Genomic DNA, 14,652 nt, shown 5'->3' with positions numbered 1-14,652 from the left:
AGTGTTTGTTATGTAACGGCATGACGCATTCGACAACGCTCGTTAAAACATGTAACGTTTTGTCGGAAGTTAAAAAATTCAAAAACAATGGATTTTAAAAATCTCATGTTATCCTTTTTGTAAGGAAAACTAGTTCAAGGAGGGGTCTAGATTGTCTATCAATAGTCTGATCAAAACATTCGAACAAGTTAAAGGTAAAGAGCCATCTACTGCGGACGAGTTACTCGATTTCGCTCAGGTGAATTACTTAAATGGCAACATGTCACTGCATGAGTATCAATGCTGCTTTAAGGAATTACATTCACAAGGTGCTAAAAAGCCCGAATATTTCTCTGAGAAAGAACTGAGAACAACTTAATCCCTCTATGTAACTATCCTACCATAACCTGGTATACGATTAACTAAGAATATGAAAAAAGACATAGGATAAATCCTATGTCTTTTTTTAATGCTGTAATGTAATTTCGAGAGTAGTAAACCGGTCATTCAAGCACTCGGGGCACTCCTTTTCTGACCGCTTCAACAAAGAACAACATTGTATACAATACTTCATATCCATTCCTCCATATATCCAATGAGGTTCTTCTTCCCTATTTTACGAATTTCAAAACAGCTAGATTACATACCTGCGCTTCCGCTAGAGAAAATAGCGATCACCATGCCTATGAGTGCGATTGTACCGATGATCGAAAGAATCGATAGTACAACGAAAATCCAACCCGCTACTTTGCGATCCGTCTTAATCAAGTAGATCCCTAATGGTAGAAGTGTAAATAAAAATCCTAATATCCCCCAAAGCCATGGGTTTTTGCCATGTTTAGGTGCATCGATAGCAAGATACACAGCAACAATAATCGGAACTAGAAAACTAAAAATGCTTAACTCCATTTCCATATCCCCCTTTCTATTGAGTCCACTAAAAACGATACATGAAAATAACGTACACGTCCATCAATCATTTTTTAGAAATAACGATAAAGTTATTCACCACGCCCACCGTTGTAATGACAGTTCCATCTATATGTTTCGTTTTGTAAATCGAGAAAACAAACCAATCTGTCCGAGCAGTGTTTGCAGTAAGATACGGAACTACCGCAAGATCTACCCCGATCTCCACTAATTTATTTTGATCCTTTTTCAATTCATCAGCCGCCCACTGCACATAATCTTCAGACTGAGGATTCACCAAGAACAACCCTAGCACAATAAAAACAAAAAGATAAAACCCCGTTTTCTTCATACCTTCCCTCCCCCAAATAATTCTCAATACTAAATTTATACGTATTCGGTTGTTTACATGCAGGTTGTTCCCGGGTAGAGGATACTATAACGCAATTAGATAGGAGGAGTTAATCATGAGACAACACCGAATCAACACACTTAAACCTGGAGAACATTATACCGCAAAAGAACTTGATAGCTTCGTATCGACCAAGGACGTTGTACTACTAGCAAGTAATGCTTCCCAACTTTTTTCAGATCCTGAAAGAGAATATAAAGTAGTGAATGAATTGGAAGGTTTTTTTGAACATTCCTCTGATGACGGGGAAAAGTATTTCCGAGATAAACGAGCGTATATCGTAGAAAAAGTATAAACAAAACCCCCAGCACATGCTGGGGGTTTCTTCATTACTTCTTAGGCGGTCTAGGTCCAAAGAACTGATAATAGTGGGTTTTAATATCACCGTTATAAAGCTTACGGTTCTTTGTAGACTTCTTGCCGTATAACTCTTCAAATTTTGGATGAGATGTTAAGATATAGATCGACCACGTGTCGAGACGATCGCGGAACGCTCGTCCCATGTCTTTGTACATTTGTTCGACTTCTTCTCGATCTCCAAGTCTCTCACCGTATGGAGGGTTACCGATCAAACAACCGTATTCCATCTTAGAACTCACGTCAGAAACCTGCATCTGCTTGAACTGAAGCATATCACCGAAACCAGCTTCTAATGCATTGTTCTTTGAGAGTTCGACCATCTTCGGATCAAGGTCACTTCCAAAGATATGAAGCGGCTGATCATATTTAGCAAGGTCTTCTGTTTCAATCATCGCTTCTTCCCATCGCTTTTTCCCGATCCACGCCCAATCTTCTGAAGCAAACTCTCTGTTAAAGCCTGGGGCGATATTCTGCCCGATCATCGCCGCTTCGATTGGAAGCGTACCTGATCCACAAAAAGGATCCATGAAGGGCTTGTCAGCATTCCAGTTTGTGAGCATGATCATCGCTGCTGCCATCGTCTCTTTCAACGGAGCTGCACTGTGATGATAACGGTATCCCCTTCGATGTAAACCTTTACCACTCGTATCGATTGTAAGGGTTGCAGTATCTTTATGAATAGCAACCTCTATCTTAAAGAGCGGACCGTCTTCATCAAACCATGAAACGTTGTATTTCTCTTTCATACTCTCTACGATCGCTTTTTTTACGATAGCCTGGCAATCCGGCACACTATATAACGTTGATTTAACCGATTTACCCGAAACAGGGAACTCCGCATTTTCTGGCAAGAGATCGCCCCATGGTAAAGCTTTTGTTGCCTCAAATAGTTCATCAAAGGTTGTTACTTTAAATTCCCCGACCTTCAACTTGACGCGATCGGCTGTTCTTAGCCAATAGTTTGATCTGCAAATACCGAGCTCATCGCTTTCATATGTAACTTTTCCATTATCGACACGTACGTTTTCAAAACCTAAATCTTTTACTTCTCGACCTACAAGAGATTCAAGACCCATTGTAGCCGTTGCAATCAGTTCATATTTTGCCATTCTATTCAACTCCGATCGTATGACTGCATCTTTCTAAGATGTACCCCGTACATTTTTTCGACTTAATCATACAGGAATTCCTCTAAACATGCAAAAAAGCCCTTTGCGGGGCTTTTCAAAGTAGATAACGTTCTGTAAGCCATGTTCTGTTCCATTGTACTGCAAACGGGTCTCCCCTCGCACTCAGGTGGTAATCATCTATCTCCAGACGCGTCCTCCGTCTGGCTTTCTATCCGTTAAATTCCTTCAAGAAAGCTCCCCTACCATAATTTGGGTTTCTCGCTCGTGGGGTTTACCTCGTTCCACTCTTAATGTTTCCATTAAGACTTCGTCACTGTGGCACTTTCAGAGTATTCAGGCCGTATCTCGAAAGACTTAGGCCTTTTCCCCGCCGTTAGCCCGAATGGACTACCCTGACTTATTGTTTCATCAGGCACGAACACTACGATCATCTCAGATCGTGCGAGCATGGACTTTCCTCTACATAAGAGATAAGACTCCTATGCAGCGATTACCCGAACGTTATCTTTATTAGGACAACAAACTTCATTATAGCTTAATTCGATGGATTTTGCAAGAATACCTTACTATCTTGTTTTGGACTAATGTTTTTATACGTAAAGTACGGTAATTGAAATTTATCTACTTCTAAGAAAAAAAACCACCTGTTTTGGCGGTTTATTCGTATAGTTTGCTTCCAAATACGTGCTTCTCCAAGTTAGATAAACGTTTCAAAATATCATAGTTAGTATTGCCTGGTTGAGTTTGAGAACGCGTTTGTTGGCGTTTTTGTTGCTCAGACATGCGGTCCATTTCTCTTCTTAAACGCGTGTTTTCTTGGCGAAGATGATCGATTTCATTCTCGAAATTCTCGTAGTCTTTGATCACAACATCTAAAAACTTGTCTACATCATCTTGGTCATACCCACGAAAACCACTCTTAAAGTCTTTTTCAAGAATATCTTTAGCTGTTAATTGTAACGATTGCTGTTCTGCCATAATATCACCTCAGTATGTACACTGTTTTTTGTCTTTATTTTATTCTTCCAAAAGTCTTTCAACTTGTCAATTGGAATGTTTACTGACTGTAAAAATCTGGGTCGCTCTCCTGCAAGTCCTGCTGCAGCAAATCAAGATCGATAGGGGTTATCGTATAAACTTCGTATTCACTTTGCTGTTTCTTTCTGTTGTCCGCTTCTTTTAAATAAAAATCCGGTGATCCTGGCGTATCTTCATCATAAAGAATGAGCATAGCATCGCTTTTTTTAACCAAAAATTCGTTCTTTGCCTTCAGTTGGCCAGGATTTTCATAAGGTCGATTCGTGATCGACTCAACGAAATCAGCCTCTGACATTATCATTTGATAATACTCCTGAGTTGATTCTTTCCATTTCGTTTCCTGATCAAGAAACGGAGTTAATACAGCTAATTTAAGGTCTGGATATTCTTCTCGTAAATCGAGCGCTACTTCCCCCGCCCATAGCTCGACGCCAGTCTGGCCACTGATGAGTATCCATTCAAACTCCATGTCTTCGATCAGCTGAGAGATCCTGATCCGTAAAGCTTCCTTGATGATATGTAATCCGGGATGATCGTCATTAAAAATGCCTATCTCGTGAGCTTTATACCCTGTAACGAGCAATACGTTAGCCATCGTTTCCACTCCTATTAAAAAACGAACTGGGATCCAGTTCGTTTTGTTGTAATTATCTTCTTCTCTTTTGAGCCGGGCCGCCTGGACCTTGCATTGCTCCAGCCACTTGTGATGGGTCTTGCCCCATTCCAGCTGGCATAGCACCTGTAGGTCTTGGTGGTGGATAATTGTTCGTATGCGAAGCCAATACTTCGTCAGACTGAGTTAGTGGGTACACATGGTTGTGCTCATACATATGATGATGAACGTTCTTAATGTGTGTAGGATGAATGTGTTCTACTTGATGCTTGTAGCAGTAGTTCTTTACACATTGCTTTGTCGGATAGACAAATGGACCTGTTGGACAAGGACCTTGATTGGCTGGACTTACTTGCCCATTTCCACCTTTCATAGCGGGACTAACTTGATGTGGCATATTTGCATTTGGCCCCTGCATCGCCGGGCTCACTTGATTCGGCATATTTGCATTCGGACCTTGCATAGCAGGCATGACCTGGTTTGGCATGTTTGCGTTCGGACCATGCATACTAGGACTTACCTGATTAGGCATGTTACCGTTTGGACCCATGTGATCATTACGTCTAAACATTTAGTAGGTTCCCCCTTCTAGAATATAGATTTCCCTACTAATTTATGTAACCACATGCGTACATGTACTGTGTGTTTGTCCTTATTTGCCGTTTGAAACGCTCGGAAACCGCCTATTTTTGTTGGACGATTTCAGAATCATCGTATAATTGAGCAGACTCGCTGATTTCACTCATAACTACTACCGTTAATGCAATCACTACAAAAAACAAAACCATTATGACCTGTTTCACTTTCCATCTCTCCATTACGTTAATGCTAAACAAAATGTTTTTTCCTATTCAAAGTTACAACAAGTTACGACAAATGTAAACGCAGAAATGACAAGTTTTTACTTAGATTTCGTCGAATTGCACAATATTATGCGCTTACCCGGGAAATGATTAGTAAGAATGGTTATTTCCTGCCAAATACCAGATTTTCTCGCTGTATTCGAGCCTTTATTTCCTCATCTAGTGTTTTCTCGACATGAAGCTTTGAGAATAGCTTCAAACACAACTCCGCAGTCATCTTTGCATCGTTCAACGCATGATGTCGTTCATGCCGTTCGATATTTAACTTGCGGATCAACGAATCAAGCTGAGGATTTCCTGATGGAAATACTTCCTTCGCTAGTGCTTCAGAGTCTAAATAAGGTGGTAAATAATCTGGTAAATTCCACTTTTGAACGAGCGCTTGCAGAACATACACATCGAACTTTACGGGGTGCGCGATGAGCGTTGTGCCTTCACTAAAGGAAATGAATTCTTCAAGAGCTTCTAAAAATGACCAACCAGCTCTTATCTCTCCGATGGATAACCCTGTTAGTTGTCTAACGAACCTCGGCACTTTATTAAACGGTCGGACGAGTCGATAAAACGATTCCTCTAATATCCGACCTTCTACAAGATCAATTTTTACAGCTCCAATGGAAATAACTTCATCACCGATCGCAGGATAGAACCCCGTTGTCTCTAAGTCGAATACTGTAAAATACCTCACGCTCTCCTGCTGATATTCAGGCAGCTTTTCTTCAAGCCGTTTATAGACGGGCGAGTCGATTTCCTTTCGCATCTTCTTTTTCCATTTTCGTCGGTTGAACAATAAATATTTTATTAACTTGTATCCTATTGAAGGCATAACTAAATACTCCGATTCCTACGGAAGCTCAGTTCACTTACTTGCTGCATACGCTTTGCAACTAGGAGCGCTTCCCTCATTTTCCTTCTTTCTTCCTTATCCCATTCCATGGGCTTTACGCTGTTTGTGATCTCGATGCCTCTACTTAACTGGTGGAGGTTTTGCCTGATCCTGAAACTATAGAGATAATGAAGTGCTGTTTCGATGTTGATTACATCCCGATGGTGAAAGATTTCCTTTTTCTTCAATGCGTGTAATCGTTTGATGGTATTCACTTCTTCAACACCATACTTCATGGCAAAGATTCGAATTCCGTTTACGATCTGCATAATCGCTGATTTTTTCAGATCGAGCGTCTTTTCCTTTCCACGAAGCTGAAGCTTCCCAATCGGATTCAACGGTACACGGAACCGAATCGTATCTTTCATCAGAAGCATTTGAAGAGTTTGGGCACGTTTGATCTTGCTCGTTATCGCATGCCGTAAACTTCTTGATAAATCAAAATCACCATATACCGGTCTGAAGTCCATAAAGATTGTAAAGTTACGAATTTCTTCTGCATCAGTTTCCGTGATCCATCCATTTACCTCTTTTTTCCAATTCGTCAGCGATCTTCTCCATTTCTCATTTTGTGCCATTATCCCGCCAGAACACTCTGGTAATCCACATTCTGTTAATTTTCTATTGATCTTTGCAGATAACTTGCTAAAGTAAGAGTCAATTTCTTTTCTATGAGCAAGGTGCTCATAATCGTCAATGATCATGCCATTATCTTGATCGGTGCTGAACGCCTGTTCTTTTCTCCCTTCGCTTCCCATGACGATAAAGCAGTAATTGACGGGAGGTCGTCCATACCCTTCCTTGATCATTTCTTTTTCAGCGAGAAGAATCACTCTTCTATGGATCTCATCATTGTAATTGGACATCATCTCGCAGATTTCGTACCCCAGTGTGTTTGCTTCGAGCAGCTCTTCGATGAATGAATGAAATTCCTTGTGATTTGGCGGTGAAAGATCCACGATTTCCTGGAGTTCTTTCGCACGTGATAAGCGATAGGATAGGTCAAGATACGCCGATTCTTGAATGCCTAGGAACGATTTTGCAGATACCATCCCAACGAGCTTATCTCGCTTTACAACAGGTAGAAGAGATACTTTGTGAAATTTTAAATATGCGAGAGCCTCATAACTAAATGCATCTTCCTCAACAAGGTTGGGGTTTTGATACATCCACTTATGAATGGGATCTTGAAAATCCCCACGTGTGAACGCGTTAAATAACTCGAGAGGCGTAACCGTCCCCATTACACTTTCTCCATCTTCGCTCACGATCACGCCATCATAATTCTTCGTTCTAAATAATTCAGCGGTTTCTAGAACGCTGTAGGTAGGTGGGATCGTCACTTTCGAATCCATGATCGAGCTCACTCTTGTACGGTAGAGAGCAATGTTTTCCCCTTCTGTCTCACGGTCCCGCTCCTGCTTGATCTCATCATACAGGCTTCTCATCCGCTCACCGATCGTGTCGAGAACATTGTGTGAGAAAGTAGGATTCTCCGTCATGATCTTCAGCATAACTTCCTTCTTAATGCGGATGACTTCACAATCATCATTGGCTTGTACAGAGAACGTCATCGTTTCATCTGTCAGCATAATCATGAGCCCGATTAAGTCTCCTGGATAATAGAAGCGCATCGTGGCTTGTTGGCCGTTCGACTTATGAACGATGTTCTTTGCAATACCTGATACTAATAAATAAAGCGCATCTGCATCCTCATCTTCATGGTACAGAAATTGCCCTTTATGGTAGGTGGAGAAGCGAGCTGATGCGATCAATTCCTCAACTTCTGCGTCGCTAAGTGAGTGAAATGGTTCCTTTTTCTTTAATACGTCATAAAAGTCCTGCATAATAACCTCCTACCGTCTACGTGCTTCTTTCTGCTCTAATCGTTCGATTCGTTTCATGTACTGTATTCGTTCAGCCTCAGCTTTATCTTTTAGTATTCGTTTCTTACTCTTCCACTTTTGGTAGCCTAATAAAGCATGATGAAGCGCCTGTTCATAGTCTTTCTCTTTATGCTCATAATATTTGGCAAGCTCGATGTCACTTTCTTCATCGTTCGTGTCTTCCGATAACTCGATCCAAATTGGAAGTGACTTTGCTAGGTCGCCTTGCTTTTTATGAATTTTTGCAAGAGCTTTCTTTGCATCTCGATCATATTTCCCGTCGATCGAAAGCTGATAAAGTGATGCTGCATGATCGTCTTCACCTACAGCTTCCCACCATCTTGCAGATTGAAACTGCTCCATTGCAGATAAATGATGTCCTCTATTGTCCAATAATAAGTTGGACATATGAATATAGAGTGTAATCAATGAGAGAATGTCTTCCTCATTGTGTTTCATCACGCTCGAAATTAAGTCTGGATCAGGATCCTTTACGAACTCAAAGTAAAGCATAGGAGCTAAATATCCAGGTGTATCTTCCTTACGAATGAAGTCGAGCTTCTGCTGCTCCACGTTCGATAGCCTCACGGATTCCATTTCGTTCTTCCAAAATCTTCGTGCTCCGTGAAGAAGATCAAAGTGTCCGAACTGTGGAAGCTTCGGAACTTGTTCACGGATAAGTGTATGCCTTGTTTTCACCTGCGGCCAATCGAATGCTTTCCCGTTATACGTGACAAGGTTTTTCAAATGTTGAACATCATCGAGAAAGGCCTTATACATCGGCACTTCTCTACCTGGACCTGGTAGAAAGTATTGATTCATTGAAATTCCTTCATTCGTATACTGACAGTACCCTAGAAGAAAAATCGTATTTCCAACTCCGCCACCAAGGCCTGTCGTTTCAGTATCGAAAAATAAAAGATCACTTGGATTAAGGTTTTTTGATGAAAGTGGATGAGCTCTGTGAAAATTGTTCCACCTCTCGATCACACGTTCAAGCTCATTGAATACATAACGACCATGCTGATGGTCCTTCGGATAAGTCTTCTTTCTCACGATCGCATACTCATCGTCAAAAAAGAACGGCTCAGAATCAAGGCTCGTCCATTTCTCAAGGTGAGGCACAGTGAGTGTAGGTTCCACCGCTTTCACTTCTTCTTTCTTTTCATCGGTGTTGATATGCTTTTTCATTCTATTTAATTTTGCTTTAAGTGACATAAACGTTCACCTCTTACAAATTTAGAAGCAAGAGGCGCTAACCTACTCGCGCCCCTCTTGTGATGGAGGATCATCGCTCCTCCATCAGTCTTCTAAGTAGTCTCATACTCAATTCTTTCGCATTGCTCGCCTCATGTTCTGTTCCGATACATGCAGGACAACCGTCCTCGCATGGACAGTTTCGAATAAGGTTCTCAGCTGAAGTGACGAGTTCCTCAAATCGCTTATATAGTTCATCCGAGAGGCCGATTCCACCAGGATAACGATCGTACAGGAAGATTGTTGGCAAATTGTTGTGTGTTGCCTTGATCTGAGGAACAACGTGGACATCGTTTTGATCACACATCACGAGTACTGGAACAACGTGTTTAATCACGTTCGAAATGCCTGAGAGGATCTGTTCCATCGTTTTTGTACCGAGCTGATCTTTATCTTCTTTTAAGCTAACCCATGTCGATGTCGTGTGCAGCTCTTCCTCTGGCAAATGTATTGGCCCTGAACCGATATTCTCAAACGTACTTAACTTGATTTTCTTAAATATGGTAGGCATCGCATTCACTGTAACATCCCCGAACCCAACAGTAGTGGAATCGTGCTCAGAAAGTTTGTCTTCTTCTAATACTTTTAAGCTAACTGCAAGGTTCGCATCTGTAAAATATTCCACATCTACTTGGCGCACATAAGCTTTCTTCTCATCCCAGTCCAACTCTTCCACTTGATACTGTATACCCTGGTGCAAATAGATGGCTTCATCATGAAGAAGCGTCATAGCGCTGAACCGATCCATTTCACCGATGACGATATGATCCGCTACGTTCGACTGATCGATGATCACGACGTTTTCTTGTGAAGCAGACCTAAGGCTGATGTTGTGTGCTGGGAACGAGTCATTCATCCAGTAATACTTCTCTCCTTTATGATGCAACAAGTTCTCTTCAGCGAGGTATTCAAGTATATCTTCTATTTCCATCGATCCAAAACGGTCGTCTTGTTTAAACGGTAGTTCGTAAGCTGCACATTTCACATGGTCGACAAGAATGACTAAGTTGTCGGGATTGATCCTTGCCGATTCTGGCGGCCGTTCAAAAAAGTACTCTGGGTGCTGAACAATGTACTGATCGATTGGCGTTGACCCAGCGACCATGATGATCAACGACTCTTCTTGTCTTCTTCCGGCTCTACCCGCTTGCTGCCATGTGCTCGCAACACTTCCTGGGTACCCTGTCATCACGCAGACTTGCAGCTGCCCGATATCAACACCTAATTCTAGTGCATTCGTACTTACGACTCCCATGATATCGCCGCTACGAAGACCACGCTCGATCTCTCTCCTTTGTTTAGGAAGATACCCGCCTCGATAACCTCTTATCGACTTAGGTCCGATGTCTTTTTTAACTAGCTCCTGTAGATGACTTAAAATAATTTCAACTCTAACACGACTTTTTGCGAAGACGATCGTTTGAATCTTATTTTTCAAGAAGTCTTTTGCGATACGATTTACTTCGACGGTAGCGCTCTTTCTAATATTGAGTGGCTGGTTCACAATCGGCGGATTATAAAAAACAAAGTGTTTCCTGCCGCGAGGTGCACCGTTGTTTTCTATAAGAGACATCGGTTTCTCTGTCAATTGTTCTGCAAGCTCTTTTGGATTAGCAATCGTTGCGGACGTGCAAACGAAAATCGGGTCACTGCCATAGAAGTTGCAAATACGTTTTAAGCGTCTAATTACGTTTGCGACGTGACTTCCGAAAACGCCTTTATACGTGTGAAGTTCATCGATCACAATGTACTTTAGGTTCTCAAATAGAGACACCCACTTTGTGTGGTGAGGAAGAATTGCAGAATGCAGCATATCTGGGTTCGTGATCACGATATGACCCGCTTTCCTCACAACCTGCCTTATATTCGGGGACGTATCACCGTCGTACGTGTAGCTCTTAATATCGATTCCCATATCATCGATTATCTCCGTAAGCTCACTGCGCTGATCTTGCGCAAGAGCTTTCGTTGGAAACAAATATAGCGCACGGCTATTTTCATCTTCAGCGATCGATTGGAGCACGGGAAGGTTATAACAAAGCGTCTTACCAGATGCAGTTGGCGTAACGGCTACTATACTATTTCCATTTTGAACTTCATTGTAAGCATCATACTGGTGAGTATAAAGCTGTTCGATTCCCCTCTCACGAAGGGCACTTTGTATTCGATGATCAAGTGACTCAGGCATCTCTCTCATCTTGGCAGGTTCCGGTTCGATCTCATGCCAATGAGCGATGTTTTCATCTTGCTTTAAATCATGTATTAATGTTTCTAACGTTTGTTTTCTATTCATCGCTTTCACCTCAATGTTCTATGCCTATTGTAGCGAATGTCTGTTTGCAATTCTACCTATAAGCAATAGAAAAAGAGGCAGAACGCCTCTTTATTACACTTCCAATTCGCTTTGAACAGATGTAAAACCTTTTTAGTCGTTTTCGATGAGTTCTCGATACAGATGATCCACTTTTTCTCTATTGATCTCATGCATCGGTAGTTCATTTGCTTTCTCCTCATAAACGTTTAGCTGTTGTTCCAGAAAGTCTGAAACCAGATTATCATGTTGAATCACTTTTCGATCGAGAAGATCTGTACATGTAACCTTCATTCGATTTGGTATCGTCGACCATTGTAAGAGCTCTTGAACTTTTTTATCCGGTATACGTTTACGGTCATAGATCCATTCCGTAAACAGGACGGACTTAAGCGCATATAGCAGGTGTTTTTGTTTTCCTGACTCACGGTAATTTGTAAGGTTTTTCTTCCCCATCTTCGTGTAATGAAACATGACCGGCTTTAGCTGAATCATCTCACCCGCAAGTTCGCGTACACGGTGAAACGAATCACTTTCTCGATAGATGATCGGCGATTGAAGCCACTCCAATAATGTTGGATTCGATTTCGTTAAAAGACCTAGCGCTTTCTTTATATCCCAACCGTGCAACTCTACTTCATCAGCCGCCTTTTCAATCACATCACTTTTTTGAAAAAGAGTGAGATACCATTCTATCTCATGTACATATATGAACCTTACATCATAATCGCTCTCTGCCCTATCATATCCCCACGCGCGACTTCCCGCTGCACATGCAAACAAAATGTGCACGTTGTTCTCTTTTTCAATTAAAGCGAGCGCTTCTCTAATACGATTCATACATAGCCCACCTTAAGAAAAGCTACCGAGCGATAACCCGATAGCTTTACTCTATTTTAGCTTATTTATAATGTGATCAATTTCTGATGTCGGCATACTGCACGTAAAGTTCTCACAGAGATAAACCACTGTTTCTCTCTGCTTTTCAAACTCAGAAGCGAATGTTGCCGCTTCTCGTAATTTAGTAGGATTATCAGTTACAAGAACCGTAAGTTCAGGTAAGAATTCACGTTGGAAAAATGTCTGTACTTTCCTTGTCTTCTCATCCTCTTGTTCACCGATCACAACTGCTTCCTTCGGAGAAGAAACTGTGAGCAGCTTACTCATTAAGAAATAGGCATGTCCACTTGGATACGAGGATACATCTCCTGCGAATGCTGTGAACATTTTATTTCCCCATTCTTCATACTTCGTTTCACCTGTTAGCTTTGAGAGTCGTAGGAGTTGAAGAGCCGCAACGCTGTTTCCAGACGGCAACGCCCCATCATGGACGTCTTTTGGCCTTGCAATTAATTCATCTGCGTCATGGCCGTAAAGATAGAAGCCGCCTACTTCTTCATCCCAGAATAAACGGTTCATCTCATCTGCCATGTGCTTCGCTTTTACTAGATACGTCGTTTCGAAGCTTGCTTCATAAAGTTCATTAAGAGCCCAAAGTCCATACGCATAATCATCATGGAAAGCCTTATGTTTAATTTCCCCATCTCGATATCTAGCCATAAGGCGGCCTTCAACAACAAGTTTTTTTTCAATGAACGAATAGGCTCGTGCAGCATATTCTTTGTAATCATCGTTATCAAAAACTTTACCAGCTTTTGCGAATGCAGCGATCATCAGCATGTTCCAACTTGTTAAGATCTTATCATCCTTATAGGGATGAACACGCTTCTCTCGTTCAGTATACAGCTTCTTCCTAGCTTCACTTAAAATCGAGAGAAACTCCTCTTCTGAATAGCCGTGTGTCTCAGCCTGCTTTGTTATCGTAGTTTTTATCAAGTTCGGTATGTTTTTACCTTCAAAATTCCCTTTTTCAGTCACATCGTAAGTAGAAGCAACGAATTCTCCTACTTCCTCTCCAAGAACTTTTATGACTTCTTCTTTTGTCCAAACGTAAAATTTCCCCTCTTCACCTTCGGAGTCGGCATCTTCTGCAGAGTAGAATGCACCTTCGTTTGACGTCATATCCCTTTTTACATACTCGAGAACTTGTTGCGCAATTTCCTTATAACGTTCGTTTCCAGTCGCTTGATACCCTTCCGTATAGGTCATCGCGAGCATCGCATTGTCATAGAGCATCTTCTCAAAGTGTGGCACAAGCCATTCTTGATCGACGGCATAGCGAGCAAAACCATACCCAATGTGGTCATAAATGCCGCCGTTCGCCATCCCATCGAGCGTCCTCGTTACCATCGTCGTAGCCAATTCGTTATCAAATGTACGCGCATAGCGCAACAAGTACATCAGCATGTGTGGAGAAGGGAATTTAGGCGTCGTCCCAAACCCACCAAAAATTGTATCAAACATATTTTGCATCTGGTCAAAGGCTTTATGAAGCGGTTCTTCAGAAAGAGAAGATCCTTCTGACTTCATTCGTTCTTGAAGAGACTGCGTGATTTGATCACCGATTCTCGTAATCTTCTCTGGATTCGACTTGTACTGTTCAGAGAGCTGCATGATCGCATCCTTAAAACCAGGAATGTTATAGCGGCTTTCTTTAGGGAAATATGTTCCTGCATAAAATGGCTTTTGATCTGGAGTTACGAATACATTGAGCGGCCAGCCTCCCTGACCGGTTAATCCCTGACAAACTTTCATATAGATCGAATCGATATCTGGGCGTTCTTCCCGATCAACTTTGATCGCTACGAACCGCTCGTTTAAGAGTTTCGCTGTTTCAACATCTTCAAAACTTTCCCGCTCCATCACATGACACCAATGACACGTCGAATAACCGATCGACACCAACACTGGCTTATTCTCACGCTTCGCTTTTTCGAACGCTTCCTCTCCCCATGGATACCAATCGACGGGATTGTGTGCGTGCTGAAGTAAATACGGCGACTTTTCATCGATCAGCTTATTAACGAATTGATTCTTTCCATCTTCACTCATACCTTCACCTCTCACATTTTTATACTAAGTGTATCAATAAAACGAATGGATGATAA

At 41.7% G+C, this 14,652-nt stretch carries 14 protein-coding genes and 1 other RNA gene; 2 read left to right on the top strand and 13 right to left on the bottom strand.

Annotation, left to right across the window (positions count from 1 at the left end; translation table 11 throughout):
- Positions 1-151 precede the first annotated feature (151 nt).
- Positions 152-358 carry a YppF family protein gene (yppF, locus tag ACXADT_RS13035; RefSeq protein ID WP_474831491.1) on the top strand — a complete coding sequence of 69 codons (207 nt, stop codon included), beginning with the start codon at positions 152-154 and terminating at the stop codon, positions 356-358.
- 260 nt (positions 359-618) lie between these two features.
- Here the strand turns inward: yppF and ACXADT_RS13030 are convergent, their stop codons facing one another.
- A complete protein-coding gene (locus ACXADT_RS13030; RefSeq protein ID WP_270182255.1) occupies positions 619-888 on the bottom strand; it encodes a hypothetical protein in 270 nt (89 codons plus the stop codon).
- Between the two features lie 67 nt (positions 889-955).
- Entirely contained in the window at positions 956-1,240 is a 285-nt protein-coding gene (locus tag ACXADT_RS13025) for a hypothetical protein (protein WP_270182256.1), read from the bottom strand.
- 115 nt (positions 1,241-1,355) lie between these two features.
- Between ACXADT_RS13025 and ACXADT_RS13020 the strand changes: the two genes are divergently transcribed.
- A complete protein-coding gene (locus ACXADT_RS13020; RefSeq protein WP_474831490.1) occupies positions 1,356-1,595 on the top strand; it encodes a hypothetical protein in 240 nt (79 codons plus the stop codon).
- A 34-nt stretch (positions 1,596-1,629) separates the two neighbouring features.
- Here the strand turns inward: ACXADT_RS13020 and ACXADT_RS13015 are convergent, their stop codons facing one another.
- The 11 genes from ACXADT_RS13015 to ACXADT_RS12965 all read right to left on the bottom strand — a co-directional run bounded on the left by ACXADT_RS13015 (position 1,630) and on the right by ACXADT_RS12965 (position 14,596).
- Positions 1,630-2,769, bottom strand: a complete 1,140-nt coding sequence (locus tag ACXADT_RS13015; protein WP_270182257.1) for a THUMP domain-containing class I SAM-dependent RNA methyltransferase — start codon at positions 2,767-2,769, stop codon at positions 1,630-1,632.
- A 130-nt stretch (positions 2,770-2,899) separates the two neighbouring features.
- Positions 2,900-3,292: RNase P RNA component class B (rnpB, locus tag ACXADT_RS13010), an RNA gene on the bottom strand.
- Positions 3,293-3,447: 155 nt separating this feature from the next.
- Positions 3,448-3,771: a cell division regulator GpsB gene (gene gpsB, locus ACXADT_RS13005; RefSeq protein ID WP_270182372.1), complete on the bottom strand. Its 324-nt coding sequence runs from the start codon at positions 3,769-3,771 to the stop codon at positions 3,448-3,450.
- Between the two features lie 76 nt (positions 3,772-3,847).
- Positions 3,848-4,423 (bottom strand): SLOG family protein, encoded by a 576-nt coding sequence (locus tag ACXADT_RS13000; protein WP_270182258.1) that lies wholly within the window; start codon positions 4,421-4,423, stop codon positions 3,848-3,850.
- A 52-nt stretch (positions 4,424-4,475) separates the two neighbouring features.
- Complete coding sequence (locus ACXADT_RS12995; RefSeq protein ID WP_270182259.1) at positions 4,476-5,012, bottom strand: CotD family spore coat protein; 537 nt, start codon at positions 5,010-5,012, stop codon at positions 4,476-4,478.
- A 395-nt stretch (positions 5,013-5,407) separates the two neighbouring features.
- On the bottom strand, positions 5,408-6,130 hold the full coding sequence (locus ACXADT_RS12990) for a 3'-5' exonuclease (RefSeq protein ID WP_474831488.1): 723 nt from the start codon (positions 6,128-6,130) through the stop codon (positions 5,408-5,410).
- A 2-nt stretch (positions 6,131-6,132) separates the two neighbouring features.
- Positions 6,133-8,037: a DUF294 nucleotidyltransferase-like domain-containing protein gene (locus ACXADT_RS12985; RefSeq protein WP_474831486.1), complete on the bottom strand. Its 1,905-nt coding sequence runs from the start codon at positions 8,035-8,037 to the stop codon at positions 6,133-6,135.
- A 9-nt stretch (positions 8,038-8,046) separates the two neighbouring features.
- On the bottom strand, positions 8,047-9,294 hold the full coding sequence (locus ACXADT_RS12980; protein ID WP_474811630.1) for a ribonuclease H-like domain-containing protein: 1,248 nt from the start codon (positions 9,292-9,294) through the stop codon (positions 8,047-8,049).
- Between the two features lie 70 nt (positions 9,295-9,364).
- The gene (locus ACXADT_RS12975) at positions 9,365-11,626 is read right to left on the bottom strand and encodes a DEAD/DEAH box helicase (RefSeq protein WP_474831484.1); all 2,262 of its coding nucleotides are present in this window, start codon (positions 11,624-11,626) and stop codon (positions 9,365-9,367) included.
- Positions 11,627-11,758: 132 nt separating this feature from the next.
- Positions 11,759-12,484 (bottom strand): nucleotidyltransferase domain-containing protein, encoded by a 726-nt coding sequence (locus ACXADT_RS12970; RefSeq protein ID WP_474831483.1) that lies wholly within the window; start codon positions 12,482-12,484, stop codon positions 11,759-11,761.
- 51 nt (positions 12,485-12,535) lie between these two features.
- Entirely contained in the window at positions 12,536-14,596 is a 2,061-nt protein-coding gene (locus tag ACXADT_RS12965) for a thioredoxin domain-containing protein (protein WP_474831481.1), read from the bottom strand.
- Between the last annotated feature and the right edge of the window lie 56 nt (positions 14,597-14,652).

Source organism: Anaerobacillus sp. ABR4_321 (assembly GCF_056158505.1).
The sequence above is the reverse complement of the archived record's forward strand: the minus strand, read 5'-3'. Positions and strand labels throughout refer to the sequence as shown.

Bases quoted from the DNA above. Each gene is read 5' to 3' on its own strand.
- ACXADT_RS13030 (WP_270182255.1), bottom strand. From the start codon at position 888: ATGGAGTTAAGCATTTTTAGTTTTCTAGTTCCGATTATTGTTGCTGTG.
- ACXADT_RS13025 (WP_270182256.1), bottom strand. From the start codon at position 1,240: ATGAAGAAAACGGGGTTTTATCTTTTTGTTTTTATTGTGCTAGGGTTG.
- ACXADT_RS13020 (WP_474831490.1), top strand. From the start codon at position 1,356: ATGAGACAACACCGAATCAACACACTTAAACCTGGAGAACATTATACC.
- ACXADT_RS13015 (WP_270182257.1), bottom strand. From the start codon at position 2,769: ATGGCAAAATATGAACTGATTGCAACGGCTACAATGGGTCTTGAATCT.
- ACXADT_RS13000 (WP_270182258.1), bottom strand. From the start codon at position 4,423: ATGGCTAACGTATTGCTCGTTACAGGGTATAAAGCTCACGAGATAGGC.
- ACXADT_RS12995 (WP_270182259.1), bottom strand. From the start codon at position 5,012: ATGTTTAGACGTAATGATCACATGGGTCCAAACGGTAACATGCCTAAT.
- ACXADT_RS12990 (WP_474831488.1), bottom strand. From the start codon at position 6,130: ATGCCTTCAATAGGATACAAGTTAATAAAATATTTATTGTTCAACCGA.
- ACXADT_RS12985 (WP_474831486.1), bottom strand. From the start codon at position 8,037: ATGCAGGACTTTTATGACGTATTAAAGAAAAAGGAACCATTTCACTCA.
- ACXADT_RS12980 (WP_474811630.1), bottom strand. From the start codon at position 9,294: ATGTCACTTAAAGCAAAATTAAATAGAATGAAAAAGCATATCAACACC.
- ACXADT_RS12975 (WP_474831484.1), bottom strand. From the start codon at position 11,626: ATGAATAGAAAACAAACGTTAGAAACATTAATACATGATTTAAAGCAA.
- ACXADT_RS12970 (WP_474831483.1), bottom strand. From the start codon at position 12,484: ATGAATCGTATTAGAGAAGCGCTCGCTTTAATTGAAAAAGAGAACAAC.
- ACXADT_RS12965 (WP_474831481.1), bottom strand. From the start codon at position 14,596: ATGAGTGAAGATGGAAAGAATCAATTCGTTAATAAGCTGATCGATGAA.